At 73.9% G+C, this 23,461-nt stretch carries 22 protein-coding genes; 14 read left to right on the top strand and 8 right to left on the bottom strand.

Going from position 1 to position 23,461, the window contains the following annotated elements:
• Window positions 1-14: 14 nt before the first annotated feature.
• Window positions 15-1,115 (bottom strand): trypsin-like serine peptidase, encoded by a 1,101-nt coding sequence (locus CLV37_RS04060; protein WP_146149288.1) that lies wholly within the window; start codon window positions 1,113-1,115, stop codon window positions 15-17.
• Window positions 1,116-1,225: 110 nt separating this feature from the next.
• On the opposite strand from CLV37_RS04060, the gene dxr reads away from it, so the two are divergent.
• From dxr to CLV37_RS27385, 7 genes are all read left to right on the top strand, one after another.
• Window positions 1,226-2,431, top strand: a complete 1,206-nt coding sequence (gene dxr, locus CLV37_RS04050; RefSeq protein ID WP_106207122.1) for a 1-deoxy-D-xylulose-5-phosphate reductoisomerase — start codon at window positions 1,226-1,228, stop codon at window positions 2,429-2,431.
• Between the two features lie 154 nt (window positions 2,432-2,585).
• Window positions 2,586-3,908 (top strand): M50 family metallopeptidase, encoded by a 1,323-nt coding sequence (locus CLV37_RS04045; protein ID WP_106207120.1) that lies wholly within the window; start codon window positions 2,586-2,588, stop codon window positions 3,906-3,908.
• 75 nt (window positions 3,909-3,983) lie between these two features.
• On the top strand, window positions 3,984-5,144 hold the full coding sequence (ispG, locus tag CLV37_RS04040) for a flavodoxin-dependent (E)-4-hydroxy-3-methylbut-2-enyl-diphosphate synthase (RefSeq protein ID WP_106207118.1): 1,161 nt from the start codon (window positions 3,984-3,986) through the stop codon (window positions 5,142-5,144).
• A gap of 58 nt (window positions 5,145-5,202) precedes the next feature.
• Window positions 5,203-6,090 (top strand): GNAT family N-acetyltransferase, encoded by an 888-nt coding sequence (locus CLV37_RS04035; RefSeq protein WP_106207116.1) that lies wholly within the window; start codon window positions 5,203-5,205, stop codon window positions 6,088-6,090.
• Window positions 6,091-6,213: 123 nt separating this feature from the next.
• Window positions 6,214-6,465, top strand: coding sequence for a type II toxin-antitoxin system Phd/YefM family antitoxin (locus tag CLV37_RS04030; RefSeq protein WP_106207496.1), 252 nt, complete (start codon window positions 6,214-6,216; stop codon window positions 6,463-6,465).
• Window positions 6,462-6,836, top strand: coding sequence for a type II toxin-antitoxin system VapC family toxin (locus CLV37_RS04025; protein WP_106207114.1), 375 nt, complete (start codon window positions 6,462-6,464; stop codon window positions 6,834-6,836). The genes CLV37_RS04030 and CLV37_RS04025 overlap by 4 nt, the downstream gene beginning before the upstream one ends.
• 176 nt (window positions 6,837-7,012) lie before the next feature.
• Window positions 7,013-7,171 (top strand): hypothetical protein, encoded by a 159-nt coding sequence (locus CLV37_RS27385; protein WP_170127040.1) that lies wholly within the window; start codon window positions 7,013-7,015, stop codon window positions 7,169-7,171.
• A 123-nt stretch (window positions 7,172-7,294) separates the two neighbouring features.
• On the opposite strand, the gene CLV37_RS04020 is transcribed toward CLV37_RS27385, so the two are convergent.
• From CLV37_RS04020 to speB, 3 genes are read right to left on the bottom strand one after another with little or no spacing between them, the layout of a single operon-like run.
• The gene (locus tag CLV37_RS04020) at window positions 7,295-7,729 is read right to left on the bottom strand and encodes a VOC family protein (protein WP_106207112.1); all 435 of its coding nucleotides are present in this window, start codon (window positions 7,727-7,729) and stop codon (window positions 7,295-7,297) included.
• A gap of 19 nt (window positions 7,730-7,748) precedes the next feature.
• Complete coding sequence (locus CLV37_RS04015; RefSeq protein WP_106207110.1) at window positions 7,749-9,479, bottom strand: flavin monoamine oxidase family protein; 1,731 nt, start codon at window positions 9,477-9,479, stop codon at window positions 7,749-7,751.
• Window position 9,480: 1 nt separating this feature from the next.
• Window positions 9,481-10,449, bottom strand: a complete 969-nt coding sequence (gene speB, locus CLV37_RS04010; RefSeq protein WP_106207108.1) for an agmatinase — start codon at window positions 10,447-10,449, stop codon at window positions 9,481-9,483.
• Between the two features lie 127 nt (window positions 10,450-10,576).
• On the opposite strand from speB, the gene CLV37_RS04005 reads away from it, so the two are divergent.
• Genes CLV37_RS04005 through CLV37_RS03990 form a run of 4 tightly spaced genes read left to right on the top strand, consistent with a single transcriptional unit; the run spans window position 10,577 to window position 15,254 of the window.
• Window positions 10,577-11,209 carry a helix-turn-helix domain-containing protein gene (locus CLV37_RS04005; protein WP_245885226.1) on the top strand — a complete coding sequence of 211 codons (633 nt, stop codon included), beginning with the start codon at window positions 10,577-10,579 and terminating at the stop codon, window positions 11,207-11,209.
• A gap of 44 nt (window positions 11,210-11,253) precedes the next feature.
• Window positions 11,254-12,708 (top strand): amino acid permease, encoded by a 1,455-nt coding sequence (locus tag CLV37_RS04000; RefSeq protein ID WP_211298343.1) that lies wholly within the window; start codon window positions 11,254-11,256, stop codon window positions 12,706-12,708.
• Complete coding sequence (locus CLV37_RS03995; RefSeq protein WP_106207106.1) at window positions 12,705-13,469, top strand: nitrilase-related carbon-nitrogen hydrolase; 765 nt, start codon at window positions 12,705-12,707, stop codon at window positions 13,467-13,469. Before CLV37_RS04000 ends, CLV37_RS03995 begins: the two co-directional genes overlap by 4 nt.
• A gap of 24 nt (window positions 13,470-13,493) precedes the next feature.
• The gene (locus tag CLV37_RS03990; RefSeq protein WP_106207104.1) at window positions 13,494-15,254 is read left to right on the top strand and encodes a proline--tRNA ligase; all 1,761 of its coding nucleotides are present in this window, start codon (window positions 13,494-13,496) and stop codon (window positions 15,252-15,254) included.
• On the opposite strand, the gene CLV37_RS03985 is transcribed toward CLV37_RS03990, so the two are convergent.
• Complete coding sequence (locus tag CLV37_RS03985) at window positions 15,223-16,047, bottom strand: tryptophan-rich sensory protein (protein WP_106207102.1); 825 nt, start codon at window positions 16,045-16,047, stop codon at window positions 15,223-15,225. The genes CLV37_RS03990 and CLV37_RS03985 overlap by 32 nt on opposite strands.
• 45 nt (window positions 16,048-16,092) lie before the next feature.
• Window positions 16,093-17,226, bottom strand: coding sequence for a phosphotransferase enzyme family protein (locus CLV37_RS03980; protein WP_106207100.1), 1,134 nt, complete (start codon window positions 17,224-17,226; stop codon window positions 16,093-16,095).
• Window positions 17,227-17,450: 224 nt separating this feature from the next.
• Between CLV37_RS03980 and CLV37_RS03975 the strand changes: the two genes are divergently transcribed.
• The gene (locus CLV37_RS03975; protein ID WP_106207098.1) at window positions 17,451-18,815 is read left to right on the top strand and encodes an aspartate aminotransferase family protein; all 1,365 of its coding nucleotides are present in this window, start codon (window positions 17,451-17,453) and stop codon (window positions 18,813-18,815) included.
• Between the two features lie 33 nt (window positions 18,816-18,848).
• On the opposite strand, the gene CLV37_RS03970 is transcribed toward CLV37_RS03975, so the two are convergent.
• Window positions 18,849-20,366 (bottom strand): APC family permease, encoded by a 1,518-nt coding sequence (locus CLV37_RS03970; protein ID WP_106207096.1) that lies wholly within the window; start codon window positions 20,364-20,366, stop codon window positions 18,849-18,851.
• A 121-nt stretch (window positions 20,367-20,487) separates the two neighbouring features.
• Entirely contained in the window at window positions 20,488-21,390 is a 903-nt protein-coding gene (locus CLV37_RS03965) for a LysR family transcriptional regulator (RefSeq protein WP_211298342.1), read from the bottom strand.
• Window positions 21,391-21,481: 91 nt separating this feature from the next.
• On the opposite strand from CLV37_RS03965, the gene CLV37_RS03960 reads away from it, so the two are divergent.
• Window positions 21,482-21,979 carry a YjbQ family protein gene (locus CLV37_RS03960; protein ID WP_106207094.1) on the top strand — a complete coding sequence of 166 codons (498 nt, stop codon included), beginning with the start codon at window positions 21,482-21,484 and terminating at the stop codon, window positions 21,977-21,979.
• A gap of 3 nt (window positions 21,980-21,982) precedes the next feature.
• Complete coding sequence (locus CLV37_RS03955; protein WP_106207092.1) at window positions 21,983-23,431, top strand: FGGY-family carbohydrate kinase; 1,449 nt, start codon at window positions 21,983-21,985, stop codon at window positions 23,429-23,431.
• Window positions 23,432-23,461 lie beyond the last annotated feature (30 nt).

Genomic DNA, 23,461 nt, shown 5'->3' with positions numbered 1-23,461 from the left:
TCGTCGTGCGGTGGTCAGGAGGCGGCGAGGGTCTCGGTGTAGACGGCCTGGACGACGTCCCCGAACCGGGGGCCGTAGAGGATGCCGGAGCCGTCGTCGTAGCTGAAGCTCACGACCGACGTGACGGTCCCCGTCCTGCGCGCCGCGTCGAAGCCGCGCAGCCACGGACCTCCGCTGGAACCCCCGGCGAGGTCGCACTGCGTGGCGTGGTCCGTCGTGGCGTCGTCGCCGTTGTCGACGAACTGCAACCCCGAGCAGAACTGCAGGGTGTTCCCGTCGGCCGTGGGGCCCTGCCCCGGGTACCCCAGGACCGTGACCTGCCCGAGCGCGTCGGAGAACTCGACGTCGTAGGCGCCGACGGTGTCCCGCAGCGACTTGCCGTTGGTGCCGGTGGCGACGACCGCGAACCCGACGTCGTAGTTCAGCGCGGCCGCCGAGGCCTGGTCGCCGTTCTTCCACTGCGCGGTGGTGAACAGCTTCGTCACGGAGAACCGGCCGTTGGGCTCGGACGTCGGCGTCAGCCCCGGCACGAAGACGACGTTGGTCGAGGCCAGACCGCCCTCGGTGACGCAGTGCCCGGCGGTGACGACGACGTTGCCCCGGGGGGAGGCGACGCTGCTGGCGCTGCACTCGTACTTGCCGCGGCCCTGGGTGAAGTACAGGCGCCCGACGGTCGGGACGGCGGTACCGGTCCACGTCGTGGCCCGGCTCACCGACGCCCCGGTGACCACGTCGGCGGCCGACCGGGTCTGCCGGGTCATGGCGGGGGCGGCGCCGGTCGCCAGGGTCGAACGGTGCGTGGAGGGGGCGCTCGTCGCGTCGGACGTCGTGGCGGGCGTGGTGCCGGACGTCGTGCTGGACGCGGTGCCCGCCCGCGCCCGCGCGGGCACGACGCGGTCGACCGGGGTCGCCTGCGCCATCCGCTCGGGCGTCCAGTAGTCGAGGGCGGCCTGCTGCGCGGACGCGTCGGCCGTGGACAGCAGCGACGCGGAGGACCCCGAGGACCCGGTCGCCGTCACGGGGACGGCGGACGCGCTCACCGCGCCCGTGATCGTGAAGGCGGCCGAGGCCAGCGCGAGGGCGCCGGCCGAGGTCGCGGAGACGAGTCTTCGCATGACGGATGTCCTCCCGGTGCCGGTGGTGCTGGGGCTCATCCTTGCCGATCCCGTGCAGATCCGCCGCAACGCGCTGGTCACGGGGCTGCGGCGCGGGCGCGCACGTCATGATGGGGCGTGTGAGTTCCCCCGTTCGCGACCGTGCCCGTGACGTGGTCCTGCTCGGCAGCACCGGCTCCATCGGCACCCAGGCCCTCGACGTGGTCCAGCGCTCGGGGGGCGCGTTCCGCGTCGTGGCCCTCGCCGCCGGCGGCGCCGACGTCGACACCCTGGCCCGTCAGGGGCTCGAGCACGACGTGCAGCTGATCGCCGTGGCCCGGCCCGAGGCCGAGGCGCCCCTGCGCGAGGCGCTGCGGGCCCACGCGGCCGGCCGGCCCCTGCCGCGCGTCGTCGCCGGCCCCGAGGCCGCCGCCGAGGCCGCGGCCCACCCGTGCGACGTCGTCCTCAACGGCATGACCGGCTCCGTCGGCCTGCGCCCCACGCTGGCCGCGCTCGCCGCGGGCCGGACGCTGGCCCTGGCCAACAAGGAGTCCCTCGTCGCGGGCGGGCCGCTCGTGACCCGCGCCGCGGCCCCCGGGCAGATCGTGCCGGTCGACTCCGAGCACTCCGCCCTGGCCCAGGCGCTGCGCGGCGGGAGCGCCGAGGAGGTGGCCCGTCTCGTCCTGACGGCCAGCGGGGGACCGTTCCGCGGCCGCTCGCGCGCCGAGCTCGCCGACGTCACCCCCGAGCAGGCGCTCGCGCACCCGACGTGGTCGATGGGGCCGGTGGTCACGACCAACTCCGCCACCCTGGTCAACAAGGGGCTGGAGGTCATCGAGGCGTCGCTGCTGTTCGGCATCGGCTACGACCGCATCGACGTCGTCGTGCACCCGCAGTCGGTCGTGCACTCCATGGTCGAGTTCGCCGACGGCTCGACGATCGCGCAGTGCTCGCCGCCCGACATGCGCCTGCCCATCGCCCTGGGCATGTCCTGGCCCGCGCGCGTGCCGGGAGCGACGGCCCCGGTCGACTGGACGCGGGCCGCGAGCTGGACGTTCGAACCCGTCGACCGCGAGGCGTTCCCCGCCCTGGACCTCGCGCGGGAGGCCGGCCGGCGCGGGTCCACCGTCCCCGCCGTCTTCAACGCCGCCAACGAGGAGGCCGTCGCGGCCTTCCACGCCGGGCGCCTGCCCTTCCTCGGGATCGTCGACACCGTCGCCCGCGTCGTCGCCGAGCACGAACCCGCCGGTGACCCGCGCGACGTCGAGGACGTCCTCGCCGCCGAGGACTGGGCCCGGGCGCGCGCGAACGAGCTGACCGGGCTGGTGACGCGGTGACGACACCGGCGCCTCGACGGAGCGAGCAGGTGGCGCGAGTGAGCGACGAGAGGCGCGTCGGTGCCTGGAGCGCCGGAACGCTCCGACGGAGTCGTGTGCGGGCCGGCGTGCAGGCATCGACACCGGCGCCTCGACGGAGCGAGCAGGTGGCGCGGTGAGCACCGTCCTGCTCTGGGTCGTCGGCATCCTCGCCGCCGCGATCGGCGTCGCGATCTCCATCGCCCTGCACGAGGTCGGGCACCTGCTGCCCGCCAAGCGGTTCGGCGTCAGGGTCACCCAGTACATGGTCGGCTTCGGCCCGACCCTGTGGTCGCGGCGCCGGGGCGAGACGGAGTACGGCGTCAAGGCGATCCCGCTCGGCGGCTACATCCGGATGATCGGGATGTTCCCGCCCGGCCCGGACGGGCGCCTGCGGGCGAGTTCGACGGGCCGCTGGGCGCTGATGGCCGAGGAGGCCCGGCAGGCCAGCTTCGTGGAGGTCGGGCCCGGTGAGGAGCACCGCGCCTTCTACCGGCAGGCGGTCGGCAAGCGCATCCTCATCATGCTCGGCGGCCCGCTCGTGAACCTGGTCCTCGGGTTCGTCCTCATGGGTGTCGCGCTGTCCGGCATCGGCCTGCCCACCGGCTCCTCGACGACCGTCGGCGTCGTCCAGCAGTGCGTGCTGCCGGCCGACACGACGGCCACGACGTGCCCGGCCGACGCCACCCCGACGCCCGGGGCGGCCGCGGGCCTGCGGCCGGGGGACCGGTTCGTCTCCTTCGACGGGCAGCCCGTCACCGGCTGGGTGCAGCTGTCGAACCGCATCCGCGACGCCGGCGGGCGCGAGGTCACCCTCGTCGTCGAGCGCGACGGGCGGCAGGTCACCCTGACGGCCACCCCGCTGCTGACCCAGCGGCCCGTCCTGGACGCCGACGGCAGGCCCACGAACGGCACCGTCGAGGCGGGGTTCCTCGGTGTCTCGCCCACCGCGGCCCTCGAACGTGTCCCCGTCTCCGAGGTGCCCGGCATCGTCGGCCAGCAGCTCCAGGGCACCGCGGGGATCGTGCTGAACCTGCCGCAGCGCCTCTACGGCGTCGCCCAGGCCGCCTTCGGCACCCAGCAGCGCGACCCGAACGGCCCCATCGGCATCGTCGGGATCGGGCGGCTGGCCGGGGAGCTGAACGCCGAGGCGTCCCTGTCCGGCGACGCCTTCGCCGAACGCGCCGGGCGCATCGTGTCGCTGCTGGCGAGCCTGAACATCGCCCTGTTCGTGTTCAACATGATCCCGCTGCTGCCCTTCGACGGCGGGCACATCGCCGGGGCGTTGTGGGAGGTCGTCAAGAAGGCGCTGTTCCGGGTGCGCCGCCGGCCCGACCCGGGCCCGGTGGACGTCGCCAAGGCCATGCCGCTGGCCTACGGCGTCTCGATCCTGCTCGTGGGGATGAGCGTCCTGCTGCTGTACGCCGACATCGTCCGGCCCGTCACGCTCAACCAGTGAGGCGACCGGTGAACCCCCGGTGAAGACCGCGGCCCGCGTTCGTCGCGGGCCGGGGTCGGGGCGATACTTGACCCCGTGAGCGTCAGCCTCGGCCTTCCCGCCCTCCCGCCGCCCGTCCTGTCCCCGCGCCGCAAGACCCGGCAGATCAAGGTCGGCAAGGTGGGGGTCGGCAGCGACCACCCGGTCTCGGTGCAGTCGATGACGACGACGCCGACGACGAACATCAACGCCACGCTCCAGCAGATCGCCGAGCTGACCGCCTCGGGCTGCGACATCGTGCGCGTCGCCTGCCCCAGCGCCGACGACGCCGAGGCGCTGCCGATCATCGCGAGGAAGTCGCAGATCCCGGTCATCGCCGACATCCACTTCCAGCCCAAGTACGTCTTCGCGGCCATCGAGGCCGGCTGCGGCGCGGTGCGCGTCAACCCGGGCAACATCCGCAAGTTCGACGACCAGGTCAAGGACATCGCCCAGGCCGCCAAGGACCACGGCACCTCGATCCGCATCGGCGTCAACGCCGGCTCGCTCGACCCGCGGCTGATGGAGAAGTACGGCAAGGCCACCCCGGAGGCGCTCGTCGAGTCGGCCGTCTGGGAGGCGTCGCTGTTCGAGGAGCACGACTTCCACGACTTCAAGATCTCGGTCAAGCACAACGACCCCGTCGTCATGGTCCGCGCCTACGAGCTGCTGGCCGAGCGCGGCGACTGGCCGCTGCACCTGGGCGTCACCGAGGCCGGGCCCGCCTTCCAGGGCACCATCAAGTCCGCGACGGCGTTCGGCGCCCTGCTGTCCAAGGGCATCGGCGACACCATCCGCGTCTCGCTGTCGGCCCCGCCCGTCGAGGAGGTCAAGGTCGGCCTGCAGATCCTGCAGTCGCTGAACCTGCGCCCCCGCAAGCTCGAGATCGTCTCCTGCCCCTCGTGCGGGCGGGCCCAGGTCGACGTGTACTCCCTGGCCGATGCCGTCACCGAGGGCCTGGAGGGGATGACGGTCCCGCTGCGGGTCGCCGTCATGGGCTGCGTCGTCAACGGCCCGGGCGAGGCCCGCGAGGCCGACCTCGGTGTCGCCAGCGGCAACGGCAAGGGGCAGATCTTCGTCAAGGGCGAGGTCATCAAGACCGTCCCCGAGCACGCCATCGTCGAGACGCTCATCGAGGAGGCCAACCGCCTGGCCGCCGAGATGGGCGAACCCGTCGACGACGCGAGCGCAGGCACCCCCACCGTCACCGTCGGCTGATCGGACGCCGCGGGGTGTCCACCTCGACCATCCGCGCTTCAGCAGGCAGGATGCCGGAGTGTCCCTGACCAACTCCGCCGCGCGAGGGTCCGCCGCCTCGGGGACCCTGCGCGTGCTCAGCGGAGCCGACGCCCCCGCGCTGCTGCGCCTGTGCGAGCGCGACCCCGTGGCGAACCTCTTCGTCTCCGCGCGGTTGCTCGGGTTGCTCGCCCGCCCGGGCACCGACCTGGGCGGGCAGGTCTGGGGCTGGTTCGAGGACGGCCGGCTCGTCTCGGCGTGCTGGGCCGGGGCGAACCTCGTGCCCGTCGAGGCCACCCCCGCCGCCCTGGACGCGTTCGCCGCGCACGCCCGCGTCGAGGGCCGGCGCTGTTCCTCCCTCGTCGGCCCCGCCGAGCAGGTCCTGGCCCTGTGGCAGCGCCTGGAGGGGCACTGGCGCGGCGTCCGCGAGGTCCGCGCCCACCAGCCGCTGATGGTCTGCGACACCGAGCCGTCCGTGCGCCCGGACCCGGCCGTCCGGCGCGCCACCCTGCGCGAGCTCGACCTCGTCGTGCCCGCGTGCGTGGCCATGTTCACCGAGGAGATCGGCTACGCCCCCGCCCCGCCCGACGGCGGCGGCGCCTACCGGGCCCGCATCGCCGAGCTCGTCTCCACGGGCCGCTCCTTCGTCCGCGTCGACGCCGGCCCGGCCGGTCCCGAGGTCGTGTTCAAGGCCGAGCTCGGGGCGGTCTCGCCGAAGGTCGTCCAGGTGCAGGGGGTCTGGGTCCCGCCGCACCGGCGCGGGGAGGGCCTGTCCGAACCGGGCATGGCCGCGGTCGTCGAGGCCTCGCGCGCCGACGGGGTCCAGCACGTGTCGCTGTACGTCAACGACTACAACGCCCGGGCGCTCGCGGCCTACCGCCGGGTCGGGTTCCGCGAGGTCGGGTCGTTCGCGACGGTCCTGTTCTAGGGCCCGTACCCGGCCTGGGGAGGTCGGTGGAGGAGGTGACCTCGTCGCGGGGTGACCGTGGAGTTCCGCCAGCACCGCTCTCCTGTCGTGGACTTAGTCCGACTTAGTCCTTAGGCTGTGGTCGTGTCGCAGACGGTGAACGTGCACGAGGCGAAGACGCACCTGTCCCGCCTGCTCGAGGCGGTCGAGCGGGGTGAGGACGTGGTGATCGCCCGCGCCGGCAAGCCCGTGGCCCGCCTGGTGCCCGCCCGCTCGCGCGGAGAGCGTCGTCCCGGGGCGTGGAAGGGACGGGTGGTCGTCGCCGACGACTTCGACGACACCCCCGAGGACCTGGTGGCCGCCTTCAGCGCCGGTGACGTCGAGCCGCGACCGTGACGGCCCTCCTGCTCGACACCCACGTCCTGCTGTGGTGGCTCAGCGACGACGAGCGGTTGCCCGAACGCCTGCGCGCCGCCGTGGCCGACGGCGGGAACGAGGTGTTCGTCTCCGCGGCCTCGGCGTGGGAGATGTCGATCAAGGCTGCTCTGGGCAAGTTGACCGTCCCCGACGGTCTGCGCGAGGAACTCGAGCAGCAGGGTTTCACCGAGTTGCCGGTCACCGTGGACGACGGCCTGGCGGCCGGCGCCCTGCCGCGCCACCACGACGACCCTTTCGACCGGATGCTCATCGCGCAGGCCGCCCGGCGGGGACTGCGACTGCTCAGCGTCGACCGGCGCTTCGGCGAGTACGACGTCCGCCTCCTGTGACCGGCCCCGGACGCCCGGGCAGCGGGACGATCGTGCGTCGCGCGCATCCACGCACGAGACCTGCGCTCCTGCAGCGGTGAACACGGTGGGTCGACGCAACCGGACGAGCTCGTCCACGAGCTCGGCCTCGACTGGACGGAGCGGCGGTGTCAGGTGGTGGACCTCAGCTGCGACGTGTGGCGGCCCTCTTCCTGGTGGCGACGGTCGGCTTCGCCCTGGCGGCTCTGCTGACGCGGGTTCGCGCCCTGGACGTCCTCCTGCGGGTCTGCGCCGGCCTGGCCGCCCTGGGAGCGGGTGGGGTCCTGGTGGCATCGAGGGGTGAGCGCGGCCGGTAGCGCCGTGATCCGAACGCGACGGAGCCGCCTTCCACGGTGATCCGACACCGGGTCACCCGTTCCTCGCCGTGCGCGGGAGGTCGCCTCGACGACCTCACGAGGACGCACCCCAGGTGCCCGGCCTCACGCCCGGCCCCCGGTCCCGGGAGCGTCCGCGGCGTCCGTCTCCAGGAACACGAGCCCGTTGCCGTCGGGGTCGTCGAAGTGGAACATCGGCGGCACGTCCTCCCACCGCAGCACCTCGTCGTTGTGCAGCACCACGCCCGCGGTGGCGGCGAGCCGGGCGTGGGCGGCGTCGGCGTCGGCGGTGCCCAGCCGCACGGCCCGGGGCAGCGGGCTGTCGGGGGGCAGCAGCACGATCCCGACGTCCGAGCCCGGCGGCACCACCTCCACCATCCGGGCCCCGGGCCACACCTCCACGTCGTGCCGCACCTCGCACCCCAGCACGCCGGTGTAGAAGGCCAGGGCCGCGTCCTGGTCGGTCACCGTCACGGTCACGCTGAGCACCCTCGTCGTCATCGCCATGCCGGGCAGACCGCGCGGCGGGACCGAACTCATCGGCCCACCGCACGGCGGGTCAGGGCAGGCGCAGCGGCTGCAGCTCCGCGAACCGGTCACCCGGCCCGGGGTTGCCGGGGGCGCTGGTCCCGCCGAGCTGGTGCACCACGCCCCACACCGCGTTCAGGCCGGTCGTGACCGCGCCCTCGGCCCAGCCGGGGGTGAAGGAGATGTCGTCCCCGGCCAGGAAGATCCCGCGCTGGTGGTCGGGCAGGTCGTCCTGGACGAAGTGGGAGAACAGCCGCTGCTGGTAGCGGTAGTGCCCGGGCAGGTTCCCCCGGAAGGCGCCCATGAAGTGCGGTTCGCGTTCCCACGACACGGTGATGGGCTCCCCGAGGACGTGCGAGGCGATGTCCACGTCGGGGTAGATCTGCTTGAGGTTGTGCAGCATGAGCCGCACGCGCTCGTCGGTGTCCAGCGCCAGCCACTTCAGCGCGTCGTCGTTCCAGGTGTAGCTCAGGCAGATGACGGCGGGGGAGTCCGCGGCGTCGGGGTCGTCGAGGCCCTCGCCGCCGTCGAGCAGGTACGTGCCGCGGGTCATGCGGTCGGTCAGCGTGGTGCTCAGGACGCGCCGGCCGGTGGCGGGGTCGACGTCGCGCCAGAAGGGGCGGTCCACCAGGACGAACGTCTTGGAGGACTGCATGTAGTGCGAGCGCTCCATCGCCATCCACATGTCGTGGGTGAACAGCGACTCCTGGGTGTCGATGCCCGCCGACAGCAGCCACGACTGGCAGGTCGCGACGACGGCCTCGTAGGGCCGTTCGGTGCCCCAGCGGTCCAGGACGCGCAGGCGCCCGTCCTCGCCGCGGTGCACGCGGGTGACGGCCGGGCGCGGGGACCCGCCGTGCAGGGACCGCAGGCTGGTGCCCGCGGGCCAGTGCACGAGGTCGGCGGGAGCGTGCTCCCACAGACCCAGCGGGACGCCCTGGGCGCCACCGGTGATGCGGTGGTGCTGGTCGTCGGCGTCGGTGTGCACGACGCGCAGGATCTCCAGGACGGAGTTGGGGAAGTCGGTGTCCCAGCCGCCGGTGCCGAAGCCGACCTGGCCGAACGTCTCCCGGTAGGAGTAGGGCAGGGCCGAGAACGCGGCGGACCGGGCGACGAAGCCGTAGAACGTCTCCTCGTCCAGGCGCGGGACCGTCCGGTTCCAGATCTCCTTGATCGTGGCCAGGTCGCGGCGGCGGATCGCGTCCTGCATGGCCTCCAGCTCCGCGCCCTCGACCAGCGCGCGCCGCCACGCGGCCGCGACCTCGCCGAACTCGGCGGGCAGGTCCGCCGCGGTCTCGGCGTAGTGGGCCTGGTTGCGCAGCTCGATGACCGTGCTGGGGGTCTGCGGGGCCAGCGGGTTGGGGAACGGGCTGGTGCGCAGGCCGAGGGTGTCGACGTAGTGGAAGAACGCGCGCCCGGAGGCGGGGAAGCGCATGCCGCCGAGGTCGGCCACCGCGCCGGGGACACCGGGGAAGGCCGCCGAGCGCAGCCGGCCGCCGATCTCGCCGGCCTCGTACACGACCGGGCGCAGCCCCAGCTTCATCAGCTCGTACGCCGCGACCAGCCCGGACATGCCCGCCCCGATGACGGCGACCTCGGTGCCGAGGCGCTCGGCGGGCACCGAGCCCAGCCCGGCGGGGTGGGCGAGGTAGTCGTCGTAGGGGAACGGGAAGTCCGGGACGAGCATGGTCAGCGGACCGGCGCCGCCGGTGGGCGCCTGGGGCAGTTCGTCCTCGGTGCTGGTGCCGGTGGGCAGGGTCATCTCAGCGCCCCGCCCGGGTCGCGGCGAGCACGGACAGCAGCTCGTACGTGACGTGCGCCGCGGCGATCCCGGTGATCTCGGCGTGGTCGTAGGCGGGGGCGACCTCCACGACGTCGGCGCCGACGACGTTCAGGCCCGTCAGCCCGCGCAGCGTGTTGAGCAGTTCCCGGCTGGTGAGGCCACCGGCCTCGGGGGTCCCCGTGCCGGGGGCCGCGGCGGGGTCCAGGACGTCGATGTCAACCGAGACGTAGACCGGGCCGTCGCCCAGGCGGCGGCGCACGCGGTCCACCGCGCCGGCCACGCCGTCGACCTCGTAGTCGTCCGAGCGCACGACCTGGAAGCCCAGGACGGCGTCGTCCTCGAGGTCCTGCTCGCTGTAGAGGGGGCCGCGGGTACCGACGTGCAGGCAGCGTTCGAGGTCCAGCAGGCCCTCCTCGCTGGCGCGGCGGAACGGGGTGCCGTGCGTGTAGGGCGCCCCGAAGTACGTGTCCCACGTGTCGAGGTGGGCGTCGAAGTGCAGGACCGCGAGCCTGCCGTGCTGCTTGGCCAGGGCGCGCAGCGCGGGCAGGGCGAGGGTGTGGTCCCCGCCGAGGGCCATGACCGTCGCCCCGTCCTCGGTCAGCCGCGTCAGCGCCGTCTCGGTCTCGCGCAGCGCCTCGCCGATGTCGAACGGGTTCAGGCCGAGGTCGCCGGCGTCGGCGACCTGCTGGGGGGCGAACGGGGAGACGCCCAGGGCCGGGTTGTAGGGACGCAGCAGCTTGGAGGAGGCCCGGATGTGCCCGGGGCCGAACCGCGCCCCGGGCCGGTAGCTGACGCCGGAGTCGAAGGGCAGCCCGACGACGGCGACGTCGGCGCGCGAGACCTCGTCCAGGCGCGGCAGGCGCGCGAAGGTGGCGGGGCCGCCGTAGCGGGGGACGCGGGTGGCGTCGACCGGACCCTGCGGCGACGGAGGGGTGCTGGGGGACGACATGGCCCCACAGTGGCGCGTCGCCCCGCATCGGTCAACCTTTGTTTACCTCTGGAGCCAGGGGGTTTTCAGATCGCGCCCGGCGGTGCCAGACTGCGGCGACGCGACGGCGACGGGAGCAGGAGGAACGGTGCAGGAGACGGCGGCGGACGACCCCGGGGAACCGGGGACCACCGGCGGCGCGGCACTCGTGGGGGCCCGGCTGCGCACCACACGCCTGGCCCAGCGCCGCACCGTCGCCGAGGTCGCCGAGGCCAGCGGCCTGACCAAGGGCTTCCTGTCCCGCCTCGAACGCGACCGCGCCACCGCCTCCGTCGCCGCCCTGGTCCGCCTGTGCACCACCCTCGACCTGGCCGTGGGCAGCCTCTTCACCCCGGCCCCGGCCGGCGAGGTCCTCCGCGCCGGGCACTACCCGCCCATCACCTTCGGCGGGCACGGCCTGCGCGAGTCCCTGCTCACCCCCGTCGGGGAACGACGCGTGGCGGTCATCGTCAGCGAACTGGACGCCGGCGGCGGGTCGGGGGAGGAGCCCTACGGCCTCGACGCCGACGTCGAGTTCGCGCTCGTGCTCGCCGGCGAGATCGAACTGCGCTTCGCCGGCCCCGACCCCGCACCCGCCGAGGACGTCGTGCTGAGCGCTGGGGACGCCTTCACCTTCGACCCCGCCCGCCCCCACAGCTTCCGGGCCACCGCGAACGGCCCCGCCCGGGTGCTGTGGGTCGTCAGCCCCGCCCTGTCCGACCCGCCGCGCCGCAGCGCGTGAACGCACCGGACGAGAACCCGAACACCTCCGGACGAAGGAGTCCCGTGGACCGCACCACCCGGCCGGGCCTGCGCGCCCAGCTGCTGCGCACCAAACCCGTCGACCAGATCGTCTCCGAGGCCGGCCACGGCACCGGCGGAGCGGGCAGCATGCGCCGCTCCCTGGGGCTGTGGCAGCTGACCGCCCTGAGCATCGGCGCCAGCCTGGGCACCGGCATCTTCGTCGTCCTCGGCGAGTCCGTGCCCCTGGCCGGGCCCGCCGTCGTCGTCAGCTTCGTGCTGGCCGGGTTCACCGCCCTGCTGTCGGCCCTGTCCTACGCCGAGATGGCCGGCGCCGTGCCCGTCGCCGGGTCCAGCTACTCCTACGTCTACGCCACCGTCGGGGAGTTCGCCGGCTGGCTGTGCGGGTGGTGCCTGCTGCTGGAGTACGGCGTCTCGGTCGCCGCCGTCGCCGTCGGCTGGGGCCAGTACGTCGCCGACGTCGTGCACGCCGTCAGCGGCCTGACCCTGCCCGCCTGGACCGTCCAGCCGCCCGGCTCCGGCGGGGTCGTCAACCTGCCCGCCGCCCTCGTCGTCGTCGGCGCCGTCCTGCTCCTGGTCCGCGGCGCCCAGGAGAGCGCCACCGTCAACGCCGTCATGGTCGTCGTCAAGCTCGTCGTGCTCGCCCTGTTCTGCGCCGTCGCGTTCACCGCCTTCCGGGCCGGCAACCTCACCCCGTTCGCGCCGCTGGGCGTGGCCGGGGCCACCGCGGCCGCCTCCCGGCTCTTCTTCTCCTACATCGGGTTCGACGCCGCCAGCACCGCCGGGGAGGAGGCCCGCGACCCCCGCCGCGACCTGCCGCGCGCCATCGTGCTGTCCCTCGTCGTCATCACCGCCATCTACTGCCTGGTGGCGCTCGCCGCCGTCGGGGCGCGGCAGTGGACGTGGTTCGACGGCGTCGAGGTCGCCCTCGTCGACATCCTGCGCGAGGTCACCGGGCAGACGTGGGTCGGCGTGGTGTTCTCCCTGGGCGCCCTCGTCTCCATCGCCAGCGTCGTGCTCACCGTGCTCTACGGGCAGACGCGCATCCTGTTCAGCATGGCCCGCGACGGACTGGCCCCGGCCGTCTTCGGCCGCCTGGACCGCCGCGGCGTCCCCGTGCTCAACACCGCGATCGTCGGCGGGGCCGTCGCCGCCCTGGCCGCCCTCGTGCCCCTGGGGGCGCTCGCCGACGCCACGAGCATCGGCTCGCTGGCCGCCTTCGCCCTCGTCAACGTCTCGGTCGTCGTCCTGCGGCGCACCCGCCCGGACCTGCCCCGCACGTTCCGCGTCCCGCTCTTCCCCTGGACCCCGCTGCTGGGCGCCGCGATGTGCGTGCTGCTGGCCCTCAACCTCGGCACCGGCACCTGGATCGCCTTCGGCGCCTGGACGCTGGTCGGCGTGGCCGTCCACCTCGGCTACGGCCGCCACCGGTCCCGGCTGGAACGGCCGTCCCCGGTCCCGGCGGGTGAGCCGCGGTGAGGATCGCCGTCGCCCAGGAGGCCGCGAGCGCCGACGTCGCGGCCAACCTCGAAACGCTGGAGCGGGCGGCCACCGCGGCCGCCCGCGCCGGGGCCGACCTGCTGCTCACCCCGGAGCTGTTCACCAGCGGCTACGACCCCGGCCGGGTGCACCCCGACCCCACGGTCCTGCCGCGCGTGCAGCACGTGGCCCGGCGCACCGGTGTGGCCCTGGTGGTCAGCGAACCGCACGAGGACGCGGGCGTTCCCCGGATCACGGCCGTCGTCGTCGACCGCGACGGCACCGTCCTGGGCCGCTACGTCAAGACGCACCTGTACGGCCCGGCCGAGCGCGCCGCGTTCGGCCCCGGTGACGGGACCCCGCTGGTCGTGGAGGTCGCCGGGCTGCGCGTCGGCGTCCTCGTCTGCTTCGACGTGGAGTTCGGCGAGACCGTGCGCGGCCTGGCCCTGTCCGGGGCCGACGTCGTCGTGGTGCCCACCGCGATCAGCGACCCGAGCGTGGCGCGGGTGCTGCTGCCCGCCCGCGCCTACGAGAACCGCGTCGCGCTCGCCTACGCCAACCACCACGGCCCGGCCCCCGACGGGGAGAGGTTCAGCGGCGGGTCCGTCGTCGTCGGGCCCGACGGGCGCGTCCTGGCCGTCGGGCCCGACGACGCCCCCGCGCTGCTCGTCGCCGACGTCGACGCCGACGACCTGCGCCGGGCGCGGGAGGTCGTGGACTACCTCGCCGAGCGCCGCCCCGGGACGTACCGGCTGGGCTGAGGGGGCGCCGGTACCCTGGCTCCCGTGCTGATGCGGATGTCGACCCTGTTCCTGCGGACCCTGCGGGAGGACCCGGTCGAGGCCGAGGTCGCCAGCCACAAGCTGCTGGTGCGGGCCGGGTACGTCCGGCGCGCCGCCCCCGGGATCTACACCTGGCTGCCGCTGGGGCTGAAGGTCCTGCGCAAGATCGAGGCCGTCGTGCGCGAGGAGATGGACGCCGCCGGCGCCCAGGAGGTCCACTTCCCGGCGCTGCTGCCGCGCGAGCCCTACGAGGCGACGAACCGCTGGAGCGACTACGGCGACGGCATCTTCAAGCTCAAGGACCGCAAGGGCGCCGACTACCTCCTGGCGCCCACGCACGAGGAGATGTTCACGCTGCTGGTCAAGGACCTGTACTCCTCGTACAAGGACCTGCCGCTGTCGATCTACCAGATCCAGACCAAGTACCGGGACGAGGCGCGTCCGCGCGCGGGGATCCTGCGCGGCCGCGAGTTCACGATGAAGGACTCCTACAGCTTCGACGTCGACGACGCGGGCCTGGAGAAGTCCTACGACCTGCACCGCGAGGCGTACGTCAAGATCTTCGCCCGCCTGGGCCTGGACTTCGTCATCGTCTCGGCGATGTCCGGGGCCATGGGAGGTTCGCGCAGCGAGGAGTTCCTGCACCCCACCGCGATCGGTGAGGACACGTTCGTGCGCTCGCCCGGCGGGTACGCCGCCAACGTCGAGGCCGTGACGACCCTGGCGCCCGCTCCGGTCCCCTTCGACGGCCTGCCCGCCGCGCACGTCGAGGACACCCCCGACACCCCGACCATCGAGACCCTCGTCGCGGTCTCGAACGAGAAGCACCCGCGCGCCGACCGCCCGTGGACGGCCGCGGACACGCTGAAGAACGTCATCGTGGTCCTCAGGCACCCGGACGGGACGCGCGAACCGCTGGCGATCGGGGTTCCCGGCGACCGCGAGGTCGACGCCAAGCGGCTGGAGGCGGCGCTGTCCCCGGCCGAGGTCGAGCCCTTCGAGGCCGCCGACTTCGCGAAGCACCCCGCGCTGGTCAAGGGGTACATCGGGCCCGGTGCCCTGGGCTCGGAGAACGCCTCCGGCATCCGCTACCTCGTCGACCCGCGCGTCGTCGACGGCACGGCCTGGGTCACCGGCGCCGACGCCCCCGGCCGGCACGTCTACGACCTCGTCGCCGGCCGCGACTTCACCCCCGACGGGTTCGTCGAGGCCGCCGAGGTCAAGGAGGGCGACCCCGCCCCGGACGGTTCCGGTCCGCTGGAACTGGCCCGCGGCATCGAGATCGGGCACATCTTCGCCCTCGGCCGCCGCTTCGCCGAGGCCCTGGACCTGAAGGTGCTGGACGAGAACGGCAAGCAGGTCGTCGTGACCATGGGGTCCTACGGCATCGGCGTCACCCGGGCCATGGCCTGCGTCGCCGAGGGCAACCACGACGACAAGGGGCTGGTCTGGCCCCGTGCGCTCGCGCCGGCCGACGTCCACGTCGTCGCCACGGGCAAGGACGCGGCGGTCTTCGAGACGGCGCAGCGGATCGCCACCGAGCTCGAGGCCACCGGCGTCGAGGTCCTCTACGACGACCGCCCGAAGGTGTCCCCGGGCGTGAAGTTCAAGGACGCCGAGCTCATCGGCGTCCCGACGATCCTCGTCGTGGGCAAGGGGCTGGCCGAGGGGCTCGTGGAGCTGAAGGACCGCCGCAGCGGCGGGTCCGAGCAGGTCCCGGTCGCCGAGGCCGTCAGCCGAGTCGCCGCCGTCGTGCGCGGCTGAGGAGCAGGTTCGACAGCCGAGCCGCCACGGTGGTCCCCGCGACCACCGTGGCGGCCACCCCCGCCGCGACGGCGACGGTCGTGGAGGTGTTCTGCTCGGCCCCCGCGCGTCCCGCCGCGACCCAGCCGAGCCCCCAGGCCAGGCCCGCGCCGAACGCCAGCCGCCCGCGCGAGCGCACCGCGGTGAACGCGCCCACCGCGGTCGCGACGCCGAGGACGCCCACGGCCCAGCCGGTCTCACCGCCCGTCAGGCCCGACGCGCGCAGTGCCGCCGCCGTGTTCGCCACCGTCGCGATCGACACCCACCCCAGGTAGAGCCCCACGGTCCCGTCGACGAGCACCGCCTCGACCCGCGAGGTGGGCCGCTCGCGCAGCAGCAGCGTGAAGGTCCGCACGAGGACGACGAGCAGCACCGCGATGACGACCACGGACAGCCACAGGCCCCCGGCTTGGACGGTCCCGATCCACACCGCGTTCAGCAGCAGCGACGCCGCCGTCCACCACCCCGTCGCGCGCTGGCGGGGGTCCTCCCGGTGCGCGGGCAGCGCCTGCCAGGCGGACAGCCCGACGAGCCCGGTGTAGATCACCGACCAGACGCCGAACGCGGGTCCGGCGGGAGCCACCAGCGTCGAGTCCGCCGACAGCGCCCCACCGGCGGCCGAGGCGATCGGGGTACCCCCGAACGCCCCCGAACCGATGGCGGCACCGGCGATGCCGAGCACCGCGCTGGCCACCACGACCACCTGCCGCACGCCGTCGCGGGATCCGGTGCGGGAGATCGCGTCGCTGCTCACGCGGTCATCGTCCCCTCGCCCGTCCCGCCCCGCACTCCGGCCGGCTCAGCGCGCACCGTCCTCGAACAGCCAGCGGGGGCGGCGCAGGTACTCTCCCACCACGCGCGCCGTCCCGGGCACCTGCGCGGCCCAGACCGCCGGGGGCAGGGCGTCCTGCCGGTGGGTGGTGGTCCAGCCCAGCATCTGCAGCCGGCGCACGACGGACAGCGCCGCCGCGACCTCGAGGTCCTCCTCGGACAGCGGGCGCACCGTCCGGTAGCCGGCCAGCCACGCCGAGGCGAGCGCGGGGGTGAAGTCCTCGTGCTCGATGAAGCTCAGGGCGGCGGCGAAGTCCCACAGCAGCCTGGCCCACCCGCAGTCGTCGAAGTCGATGACGGTCAGCCGCCCCGCCCGGTCGACCATGAGGTTCGAGGGGCGCAGGTCGGCGTGGACGAGCCCGGTCGGGGTCGCGGTGGCCAGGACGGCGCGCGCGGCGAGTTCCCCCCGCTCGCACACGTCCCGCTGCTGCGGGCTCAGGGCGGCCCGGCGCCAGTCGCCCCAGCGGCTGCCCGCCCCCAGCGCGTCGTCGAGGTCCCAGTCGAACCGGGTGAAACCCCGCGGCGGGGTCCAGGCGCCGACGTGCTCGTGCAGCGCGGCGGTCGTCGCGCCGATCTCGGCGTACCGGGCGCGCACGACGTCCAGGTCGACGTCGCCGGCGGCCAGGACGTCCTCGAGGACCTCGCCGTCGACGAACCCGAACTGCACGGCGAACCAGCGCGCGCCGGTCTCGTCGGTGAAGGCGTGGACCAGGGAACCGTCGCGCAGCGCTCGCACCTCGGGCACCCGCACGTCGGTGTCCTCGCCGACGGCCCGCACCCAGTGCAGCTCCGCCTCGATCTGCGCGGCGTCGGCGACGTACCCGGGTCGGTGGACCCGCAGCACCCCGACCGGTGACCCGCCGGTCTCGACGCGGAAGGTCGCGTTCTCCGAGACGGCGATGAGCGTGAGCGAGGTGGCGGCGGGCAGGCCCCAGGCGTCGAGCACCGTGCGGTGCAGCCAGCCGGGGGCGGGGTCCCCGCGGCGCAGGGACGCGAACCGCGCGAACGGTGGAGCGGACGGTGCGGCGGTGGGTGCGGCGGTGGGTGCGGCGGTGGGTGCGGCGGTGGGTGCGGTGGTGGGTGCGGTGGTGGGTGCGGTCACGGGAACTCCCCGGGAGCGGGGAGGGCTGGGCGCCGCGACGATCCTGGCACGGGCACGCCCCGGCGGCGGGCCCCGTAACGAACAGTTCACACGACCGGTGCGGAGTTGACGCGCCGGAAACGCGGGGCGAACCAGCGGGTCACCGGCGGCCGTCAGGATCGCGGCGACAGCCACCGCCGTGAGGGTTCGGGCGCCACCACGTCGAGCGCAGCGCGAGGAGAACCATGAGCACCCCCACCCGGTCCACCATCATGGACACCAACAGCTTCCGGTCCGAGCACGCCGCGGGGCTCGACCCGGCGGCGCGGGGTCTGACGCAGCGCCGCGAACGGGTCCTGGGGGGTTCCTACCGGTTGTTCTACCGCCGGCCGGTCCACCTGGTGCGGGGTGAGGGGCAGTACCTGTTCGACGCCGACGGGCGCCGGTACCTGGACCTGTACAACAACGTCGCCAGCATCGGGCACTGCCACCCGGCCGTCGTCGAGGCCGTCACGGCCCAGCTGCAGCAGCTGAACACGCACACGCGGTACCTGCACGAGACGATCCTCGACTACACCGACGAGATCCTCGCGACGCTCCCCGCGGTCCCCGCCCCGGGGACGTGGAAGGCGATGTACCAGTGCACGGGCTCGGAGGCCAACGACCTCGCGGTCCGCGTCGCGCGCGAGTTCAGCGGGAACCTCGGCGTCATCGCCACGAGCGAGGCGTACCACGGGACGAGCGACCTGACGTCGGGTTTCTCCCCGGCGCTGGGGTCGGGCCAGCCCCTGGCCCCGACCACCCGCCTCGTCCCCGCCCCCGACGCCTACCGGCAGGGCCTGCCGCCCGCCAGGCTCGGCCCCTGGTTCGCCGACCGCGTGCGCGAGGCCGTCGCGTCCCTGCAGGCCGACGGGTTCGGCGTCGCCGCGTTCATCGCGGACTCCGTGTTCTCCTCCGACGGCGTCCTGCCGGGGCGGCGCGGGTTCCTCGCCGAGGCCGTCGACGTGGTGCGCGCCGCCGGTGGCGTGTTCATCGCCGACGAGGTGCAGCCGGGGTTCGCCCGGACCGGGGAGGAGTTCTGGGGGTTCGCCCGGCACGGGCTGGTCCCCGAGCTCGTGACCACGGGCAAACCCATGGGCAACGGCATCCCGGTCTCGGGCCTGTTCGCGCGCGAGGACGTGCTGCGGGCCTTCAGCGACCGCGTCCCGTACTTCAACACGTTCGGCGGCAACCCCGTCTCGATGGCGGCCGCCCGCGCCGTCCTGCGGGTCCTGCGCGAGGAGGGCCTGCAGGAGCACGCGCTCGAGGTCGGCGCCCGGTTCCGGGACGCGCTGGACGCGCTGGCCGTCGCCCACGAGGCCGTGGGCGACGTCCGCGGGGTGGGGTTGTTCACCGGCCTCGAACTCGTCACGGACCGCTCGACGCGCGAGCCGGACCGCGACCTGGCCCTGGCGGTCCTGGAGGAGCTGCGCGAGCGCGGCGTCCTCACCTCGGTCGCCGGGCCCCACGGCAACGTCCTCAAGCTGCGCCCGCCGCTGGTCTTCGCGGCCGGTGACGTGGACACGGTGGTACGGGCCCTGGACGAGTCCCTCACGGCCCTCGGGGCCTGATCGCGGGCCGGTCCGCAGCGGGGTCCCGTGAGCTCACGGTGCGTCGGGGTGCTCCTGCGCGAAGCGCGGCCCGGCCAGCCCCAGGCGCAGGCGCCGGCGCAGGGCGAGCAGCCACCACGCGAACGCCACGCCGACGATGCCGGCGAAGACGAAGCCGTTGCCCGCGAACGCGGGCAGGAACAGCAGGGCGGTCTCCACGGCGGCGAAGACCACCAGGCTCACGACCAGCAGCGGGGTCCGGGCCCGGCCGAGGTCGAAGGTCCCGGGTTCGGCGGCGGGGATGCGCCCGCGCCGCGTGGCCACGAGCAGACCGACCGTCTGCAGCACGTAGGTGGTGAAGAACGCCAGCGTCGCGATGCCGAGGAAGTAGTTGAAGGCCTGCTGGCTCACCAGCGCCGACGACAGCAGCAGCAGCGACACGACGCCCAGGGTCAGCACCGCCGTGGTGGGGGTCTTGCGGGTGGGGTCCACGTGCCGCAGGGCCCGGGAGAACGGCATCATGTTGTCGCGCGAGAGCGAGTACAGCAGGCGCGTCCCGACGAGGACGTTCGCCAGCAGGCACACCAGGATGTTCGTCAGGGCGACCGCCACGACGACGCGGGAGAACACCGGGCCGAGCTGCTGACTGATGATCTCCTCGATCGGGGCGGGGGAGTCCGCCAGCGCCGTGGGGTCCTTGATCGCCAGCACGTACACGAGGTACATGCCGAACTCGATGACGCACGACGTCGCGAAGGCGTAGAACATGGTGCGCGGGATCACCCGGCGGGCGTCGCGGGTCTCCTCGGCCACGTCGGCGACGGCCTCCACCCCCACCAGGCCGAAGAAGGGACCGAGGGAGGCCGCGAGCCAGGCCAGGACGTAGGGCGTCGCGGCGTCCGGGCTCGTGCCGGAGAACAGCGAGGACAGGGGCTGGGCGTTGCCGGGGACGGCGAAGGCCACGACGGCCACCACGAGCGTCACCCCGAGAGTGACGACGAGCTCGAGCCCGACCCCGATGTTGTTGATGAAGGTGGCCAGTCGCACCCGGTAGGCGTTGACCAGGACGCACAGGCTCACCACGGCCATGGCGATGCCGATCTGGCCGCCCTGCGTGAGACGCCAGTCGAACACGCTGCCGACGTACCCCGCGAAGACGTACCCCAGGCTCGTCATCCCGCTCACCCAGCCGAACAGCGCGCAGGCGCCGGTGAACCAGCCGAAGCTGGACCCGTTGAGCCGACTCGTCCACTGGTAGGCGTAGCCGGCGAGCGGGATCTTGGCTGCGACGTCGGCGGCGATCAGCGTCCACAGCAGGAAGACCGGGATGGCGAGGAAGAGCGTCCAGATGAACGGCGACCCGGCGTTGAGGTAGCCGGCCCCGAACCCGGTGAAGACGGCCGTCGTGGCGCTGATGGTGGAGAACCCGATCGCGAAGGAGGCGACGCGGCCCACCGACCGGTCCAGCTTCTGCTCGTACCCGAACTCGGCCAGCCGGTCGTCCTCGTCCTCCCCGATCCGGCGCGGGGGCGGCGCCAGGTCGGTGCGCGGTGGCCTCACCTGGTCGGTCATGGCGCAACTCCTCGTCTCGTCGGGTGACCCGGCGGCCGCGCCGCGGGTTGTGGAGGAGTGAACCCGCCGCTCGCGCCCGCACGGAAGGACGAAACTCGCATCAGCTCTTAGGCAGTGGTTATCACGGGTGCTCCCGCGTGGCGGGGATCCGGTCCCTCAGGTGCTGCACGAGGCGCCAGGCCGGCGCCGAGAGCCGGTCCGGGCGCCAGGCCAGGCAGGTGTAGCTCACGGGACGGTCGAGGATCGGGACGAAGCGGATGCCCGGACGGTCGTAGAGCCGGCGCAGGGACGAGGTGGTGAAGCTGATGCCCACCCCCCGGGCGATCAGGGTGGTCTCGGCCTCGTAGGTGGCGGCCTCGGCGGCGACGTGCGCGGGGCGGCCCCCGCGGGCGTCGGAGGCCATCCAGTAGTCGCGCCACACCCCCGCCGACCCCGGGGCCACCACGAGGGGCTCGTCGAGCAGTTCCTCGATCCGCAGCTCGGTCCGCCCGGCCAGCCGGTGCGTGCGCGGCAGGCACGCCACCCAGGACTCCTCGGCGACCACGACGGACTGCAGGTCGGGCACGTCGACGGGAGGGCGCAGCAGAGCGATGTCGCAGGCCCCCGAGGCCAGACCTGCGCTGGGATCGGTGAAGTCGAACTCGGTGGTCTCGACCGTCAGGCCGGGCAGGGCCTGGTCCACGCCGTCGAGCAGCTGGAACAGCAGGTCCGCCCCGGTGCCGATGAGGTACCCGATCCGCACCCGGGCGCTGTCGACGATCGAGGCCGCTGCGTCGAGCGCGGAATCCACCTCCCGCAGCGCCGAGCGCACGTGCGGCAACCACTCGCGTCCCACCTCCGTCAGGCTCACCGAGTGGGTGTCGCGGTCGAACAACCGCGCCCCCACCGAGCCCTCGAGCTGGCGGATCGCCGAGGACAGCGCCGGCTGGGAGATGTAGAGCCGCTCGGCGGCGCGACGGTAGTTCAGCTCCCGGCCGAGGGTCTCGAAGTACCTCAGCAGCCGCAGGGTGACGTCGCGGTTCACGGGTGATCACCTCCGTTGCGATAACCCTTCGTTATCTCGCGATCGTAACTTCGTCCTTCCGTCCGGGGGAAGGCCCCGTCAGGGTCGGCTCATGACCAGCGCGCACGGCACCCTCACCCTCCAGACCCCTGCCCGCCAGGAGTTCTTCGACGTCACCGACCGGTTCGAGGAGTTCGTCCGCGGCACCGGGGTCCGGGACGGGCTGGCCGTCGCGTCCTCGGCGCACACCAGCTGCTGCGTGCTGCTGCAGGAGGAGTCCGAGGACGTCACCTACCACGGGACCCAGTTCCTGCTGCAGGACACCCTGGACGCACTGGCGAAGATCGCCCCTCCGACCCGGCACGAGGGGCAGTACCTGCACCCCGGACCCGTCCACATCGCCAACGCCGCCCGCCTGCGCGACGAGCTCCCGCAGTGGGGGCTCAACACCGACGGGCACATCCTGTCCAGCCTCCTCGGGCGCTCCGAGACCGTCCCGCTCGTCGACGGCGGTCTCGTCCTGGGGGAGTTCGGCCGGGTGTGGTTCGGGGACCTCGACGCGGTCCGGGCCCGCACCCGCACGGTGCACTTCCACGTGCTGGGGGACTGAGGCGTGCTGGTCTACGCCGTCGACCTGGGCACCACCAACGTCAAGGTGGTCCTGTTCGACGAGGACCTGCACCGCCTCGCCGTGGCCTGCGCCCCGGCCACGTACGACCGGGCCGGCGAGCGCGTGGAGTTCTCGCCGGACGCGCTCTTCGCCACCGTCCTCGACCTCGTCCACCGCTGCCACCGCGACGCCGGCGAACCGCGGGGGCACGAGGCCGTGCTGAGCCTGACGGGTCAGGCGGAGTCCCTCGTGCTCAACGACGCCGACGGTCGCCCCGTGCGTCCCGGGCTGTCGTGGCTGGACGCTCGCGCCGCGGCGCAGGCCCGCGAGATCGGCGAGGAGTTCGGCGTCGAGGACGCCTTCGCCCGCACCGGGCAGCCCGTCCCGACCGCCACCTGGCCGGCGGCCAAGCTGCGCTGGCTGGCCCAGCACGAACCCGCCACCCTGCGCGCGGCCGCGCAGGTGCTGATGGTCAAGGACGACCTCGTCCGCCGGCTCGTCGGCACGAGCGCCGGGGAGCTCACGACCCGGGGTTTCAGCTACCTCTACGACATCCGGGCCCGCCGGTGGTGGACGGAACTGCTGGACTTCCTCGACGTGCCCGAGAAGGCCCTTGCCGAGGTCGTCCCCGCCGGCACCGACCTCGGTCCCGTGCTGCCGGCCGTCGCCGACCTGCTGCCGACCGCGGAGTCCTACCGGGTCAACGCCGGTGCGCTGGACCACTTCTGCGCCATGGCCGGGACCGGCTCCTACGTCCCGGGGGTCGTCAGCGAGTCCGCCGGGACCGTCCTGTCGCTGTCCGTCCTCGTCGAGGACTGGACGTTCGACCCCGCGCGGCGGGTGTCGTACCACCCGGGGCTGCGGGCCGGGGAGACCGTGCTGTTCGACGGCATCGACTGCGGCGCCGTGGCCCTGGACTGGTTCCGCCGCGAAGGTCTGGCCGGGATCGCGTTCGAGGAGCTGGAGGACCTCCTGCGGAACCGGCCCGAACGCGAGGCCCCGTTCTTCCTCCCCTACCTGACGGGGGTCAACCCGCCCGACTACTTCCCGGACGCCCACGGGGCCTTCCTCGACCTGGACCTCGGCCACGGCCGCGCCGACCTCGCCCACGCCGTCCAGGAGGGGGTCGCCCACCTGCTGCGCCGCACCGTCGACCACCTCGGCACCGGCGTCCACCAGATCGTGTCCACCGGCGGCGGGGCGGGTTCGGCGCACTGGAACCAGCTCAAGGCCGACGTGTGCGGTGTGGACCTCCTGGTCCCCGCGGAGCGGGAGGCGACCTGCCGGGGCGCCGCCGTGCTGGCCCTCGTCGCCGCGGGCCGCCTCGGCGACCTCGACGAGGCACCGGCACCGGTACCCGCCCCGACCCGGTACCGGGCCCACCACGGCCCCGACCGCGCACGACGCTACGCGCGGTTCGAGGACCACCTCACCCGGTTGTTCGGCCTATGACCCGGCCGACGACCCGACCCACGACCCCAC

The organism is Kineococcus rhizosphaerae, from assembly GCF_003002055.1.
Taxonomy (GTDB): domain Bacteria; phylum Actinomycetota; class Actinomycetes; order Actinomycetales; family Kineococcaceae; genus Kineococcus; species Kineococcus rhizosphaerae.
Note: the sequence above shows the minus strand (reverse complement) of the source record. Positions and strands in the feature narration are given on the sequence as shown.

Bases quoted from the DNA above. Each gene is read 5' to 3' on its own strand.
- CLV37_RS04060 (WP_146149288.1), bottom strand. From the start codon at position 1,115: ATGCGAAGACTCGTCTCCGCGACCTCGGCCGGCGCCCTCGCGCTGGCC.
- dxr (WP_106207122.1), top strand. From the start codon at position 1,226: ATGGGGCGTGTGAGTTCCCCCGTTCGCGACCGTGCCCGTGACGTGGTC.
- CLV37_RS04020 (WP_106207112.1), bottom strand. From the start codon at position 7,729: ATGAGTTCGGTCCCGCCGCGCGGTCTGCCCGGCATGGCGATGACGACG.
- CLV37_RS04015 (WP_106207110.1), bottom strand. From the start codon at position 9,479: ATGACCCTGCCCACCGGCACCAGCACCGAGGACGAACTGCCCCAGGCG.
- speB (WP_106207108.1), bottom strand. From the start codon at position 10,449: ATGTCGTCCCCCAGCACCCCTCCGTCGCCGCAGGGTCCGGTCGACGCC.
- CLV37_RS03975 (WP_106207098.1), top strand. From the start codon at position 17,451: ATGAGCACCCCCACCCGGTCCACCATCATGGACACCAACAGCTTCCGG.
- CLV37_RS03970 (WP_106207096.1), bottom strand. From the start codon at position 20,366: ATGACCGACCAGGTGAGGCCACCGCGCACCGACCTGGCGCCGCCCCCG.
- CLV37_RS03960 (WP_106207094.1), top strand. From the start codon at position 21,482: ATGACCAGCGCGCACGGCACCCTCACCCTCCAGACCCCTGCCCGCCAG.